The 4,578-nt window shown below is 36.0% G+C and carries 3 protein-coding genes; all 3 read right to left on the bottom strand.

The annotated features are described in order from the left end of the window. Nucleotides 1-42 precede the first annotated feature (42 nt). Entirely contained in the window at nucleotides 43-1,233 is a 1,191-nt protein-coding gene (locus AC07XN_RS23545; protein ID WP_494744825.1) for an AGE family epimerase/isomerase, read from the bottom strand. A gap of 258 nt (nucleotides 1,234-1,491) precedes the next feature. Next, nucleotides 1,492-2,691, bottom strand: a complete 1,200-nt coding sequence (locus tag AC07XN_RS23540) for a glycoside hydrolase family 130 protein (RefSeq protein ID WP_494744824.1) — start codon at nucleotides 2,689-2,691, stop codon at nucleotides 1,492-1,494. A gap of 32 nt (nucleotides 2,692-2,723) precedes the next feature. Then, nucleotides 2,724-4,550 (bottom strand): sodium:solute symporter family protein, encoded by a 1,827-nt coding sequence (locus AC07XN_RS23535; protein ID WP_494744823.1) that lies wholly within the window; start codon nucleotides 4,548-4,550, stop codon nucleotides 2,724-2,726. Nucleotides 4,551-4,578 lie beyond the last annotated feature (28 nt).

The raw sequence follows: 4,578 nt of genomic DNA, 5'->3' as shown, positions 1-4,578 counted from the left end.
ATCTTATATAAGATTCAAAAATTTTGTAAAGATACTCATTTTTTAATTACTTATTTTTTCAAGTCTATCATAAACTTCCAAGCAAGCTCGAACATTATGATAGGGACATTTCCAAAAGCCTACTTTGTCTTGATGAGGCATTGGTTTATTTTGTTCACCTGTTACACCCCAATACCATTCGCCTGATGGCGTAATTAAATACGCTTTTATAAACTCCCAGCTTTTGATAGATTGTTGAAGATATTTCGGATTTTTAGATAATTGAAAGGCATTCAAATAACCAACCATCGCTTCTGCCTGTACCCACCAGTGTTTATCAGTATCATGATGCTCTTCTTCAGACTCATAAGCTAAGCCTCCATCTCCTTGCAATCCTTTTCCCACAGCATCAGTAATTTTAAGGGAAATTTTGTGTACTTCATTCAATAAATTTTCGTCACCAAGCACTTCGGTCGCTTCATACAAAAGCCATGAAGCTTCAATATCGTGTCCATAAGAAATGATGTGAGATTTCACCGTCCAATCATCATCATGAAATAAATATTGGTGTCCCGTCTTCTTATCAACAATATACTGGATAAATATTTCAATCAGTGCTTTTAACTTGTTTTTAAGTAAATTATTGTCCCAAACCTTCAATAAATTTGCATAAGCCTCCAAAATATGCAAATGAGTATTCATCGACTTTTTCTCATTAGCATCTTTTTGACTCAATTTTAAATCTTCAATAGGTTGCCAGTCTTGTGCCAACGCTTCTAAATAACCGCCATATATTTTATCAAAACTGTTGGTTTCTATGATGTTAAATAGGTCTATCGCCCAGTCAAGTACTTCTTGCTGTTGAGTGACTTTATAGTATTCAGTCAGCCCATAAATTACAAAAGCCTGTCCATAAATTTGTTTACGTGTATTCAATTGATTTCCTTTAAAATCTACTGACCAATATACGCCACCAAAGGTTTTATCGCTAAAATAATTTCTCAAATACTCATAAGCCCTTGTTGCAGTAGATAAATACGCTGGTCGAGGATTATGGCGATATGCTGCTGAGAAAGTCCATAAAATACGAGCATTCAATACAGAACCCTTTTCGGCATTAGGCACTACTTCATCATTTTCGTTAATTTGTCCATAAAAACCACCAAATTCATCATCAATAGTATTGTTAAGCCAGTAATCTAAAATATTTTCTATTTCCTGATTTACTTCCTTTTGGTATGTTTCATTGCTCATTTGCATGGAATTTCATGTGAATAAAAAATGTCATGAAGAACGAATCCTTCATGACTACTTACTATTGAAGCTGTTTAAACTTTCCCTTTCGGATTAAACTAAGTCTTTTAGGATAGCTTGTCCCAAAATTTACTCAACGTAGCGATGCTATGCTTCGCAAATTGTGAAAAAATCAATTCAAAAATACAATACTTTCACCTCAGAAACGGAAAGTTTAAACAGCTTCAGTATTATAAATTTTGAGAGTGAATAAAAGTCTTAGAGTGTTTCAGCAAACTGCTGTGATTGTGCATACGATTTATTCTTTTTAATAATTTCATAAATGTTCTCTACAGACGTAGCTGATCGGAAACCATCCGTTGGAGAATTAACGACATAGTCCAAGAGCTTATCGAGCGTTGAAGTAGCCACGTGTATACGCGTATCTGAAGAAGCATAATAAATAAATACCTGTCCATCATCATCTAAAATCCAACCGTTAGCAAAGATAACATTTGATACATCTCCGACTCTTTCTATGCCTTCGGGAGCAATAAAATAACCAGCAGGTTTATAAATTACTTTCGTAAGTTCGTTCAAATCTGTCATGAATACGTATAATACATAGCGTAATCCAGCCGCAGTATTACGAACACCATGAGCCAAATGTAACCATCCCAAAGACGTTTTAATAGGTGCAGGTCCTTGTCCATTTTTCACTTCGTAAACCGTATGATAATGTTTCTCATCAACGATATATTCTTTTTCGATAATAGCATCTTGCATGGTATCTGCATAGCCAAAGCCAATACCTCCGCCAGTTCCTGCTTCAATAAATCCATCTTGTGGACGAGTATAGAAAGCATATTTACCATTGACAAATTCAGGGTGCAAGACCACATTTCTTTGTTGTGGAGAAGGCGTTTTTAAATCAGGAAGACGTTCCCAATTGATTAAATCTTTCGTCCGTGCCATGCCTGCTTGGGCAATTGCCGAAGATTCATCCCCGATTTTAGCATCTGGGTCTTTACGTTCTGTACAAAAAAGACCATAAATCCAGCCATCTTCGTGTGCCACCAAACGCATGTCATACACATTGCCATCAGGGACATTGGTTTCAGGCATATTGATAGGAAACTCCCAAAAACGGAAATTATCAATACCATTTGGACTTTCGGCGATGGCAAAGAACGATTTCCTATCGATTCCTTCTACTCTGACAGCCAATATATATTTATCATTCCACTTAATAGCACCCGCATTAAAGGTAGCATTAATACCGAAACGCTCCATTAAATAAGGATTCGTAGCGGGATTGAGGTCATAACGCCAAGTTATAGGTGCGTGCTGTGCCGTAAGTACTGGATTTTCGTAGCGCTCATAAATTCCGTTTCCTAAATCCACTGGTTGGTTAGGCTTGGTCACTAACGATTCATAATGATTATTTAAAGCTTGTAATCTTTTTTCAAATGTATTCATGCTATTTATAAATGTATGATTGAAATACTTTTTTAATCATTAGGGAGTTTCTTATACCAAGTTTTCCAAAGTATAAAAGCGCATAATCCTAAAATAATGGCAGCGATTCCTACATGCATGGGCATTAATAATACCACATACACTGGTAAGGCAGTAATCGCTGTTTGTGCAATTGTACCAACTAATACATTAAACATATCTGATTTGAATTCACGATTAGCCTCAAACGTTGGGTCTTCTGCTTTTACTAACTCATCAATGGGTTTCCAGAACCCCCACGGACGGATATTTTTATAAAAACTTTTGAGTACTTCTGTATCAGTAGCGGGTGTTAATAATGAACCAGCTACCGACCCAATAATTGATAATAATAAAATAATTGGAAAATAGTAAAGCGGTAAAGCATCTGTAAAAATGGTTGGGAGAATCATTGACGAAGCAATGCCTGAAAACATTCCCCAGAAAAAACCATAACTATTAAAACGCCACCAATGCCATTTCAACACATTGGCTGCGATATAACCACCATAAAGGGCCGACACTATCCATTGAAGAATACTATTGACATCTTTGGCAAAGAAACCTAGCATGATGCTTATAAAAACTACGACCAAGCCTGTGATATAATTCATCCTAGCAACTTGCTTATTACTAGCATTGGGATTGATAGATTTTAGATAAATATCATTCACCATATAGGCTTGTGCAGCATTGAAAGTCCCTGCGAATGTCCCCATAAATGCCCCCATTAGCCCTACCAAGATTAGTCCTAATAAGCCCGATGGAATAAAGGTATTCAACGTAGCAGGTAAAATTCTTTCAAAATCGCTTCCTGTTGCGGTTGAAATATTGATGTCTTTGAAGAACAATAAACCTAATACAGTAATGCCGATAATTAATAAATAACGTGTTGGCAACAATACCACGTTTACAATCATACTCATTAGAGCAGCTTCACGGGGCGATTTTGTTGAAAGCACTTTCTGCATATCATAGTTTGGTGCTGGGCCTGCCAAACTTGACAAGATTCCTTTCGCTGTCATTAAGGCAAAAAAGTATCCGAATGGAGAAAACCCATCGCTAGTAATCTTAGTATTTACTTCATGGATAATTCCCGACCAATCTAAATTCAATTCTTTTCCAAAAAATATATCATCCCATCCTTTTGGTACAATCAGTAAATGATTGGATAAGGCTTGCATAGCAATAATAGCTACGGCAAAAGATACAAACACCATGATGACATAGTGAATCAAGTCTGCCCAAACAATGCTTTTCATACCTCCCAATAAAGAGTAAAATACCGTAAATAAGGTAAAAATAATGCCATAAAGATGGGCTACGTATTCAGGCGCTACCTCGAAAGGAACGTAGCCTTTTACAATATTCCAAGGAATAAAAATTTCAATAAATTTACCTAAACCAATGAACCCATAAGCCATAAAACCCAAACAGGACAAAAGGGCAAATGCAATGATGATTTTATGAGAAAGTTGAGCATCTTTATTCGTCCCAAAGCGAGTAAGCATCCATTCGGCACCTGTTGACACATTAGAACGACGCAACCAAATAGACATATAAACCATCATGAAAATCTGGTTGAAAACAGGCCAGAGCCAAGGCAACCAAATACTTTTTACACCATAAATAAACATGATAGCCACCATCCAAGCCGTACCCGAAATATCAAACATTCCAGAAGCATTCGAAACGCCTAACATCCAATATGGCATTGATTTACCCCCTAATAAATAATCATTTTTACTACGTTGTGCCTGTTTTTTTAATACAATTCCTATCACTGAAACTAATATTAAATAGGCGATAATAACGATAATATCTAATAATTGAATTTTCATTTAAGGTTGTTTTAACAAATATTTCAAT

This window comes from Arcicella sp. GW458-12-2-14-TSB2, from assembly GCF_059423785.1.
This window is presented reverse-complemented; position numbering and strand designations above follow the sequence as displayed.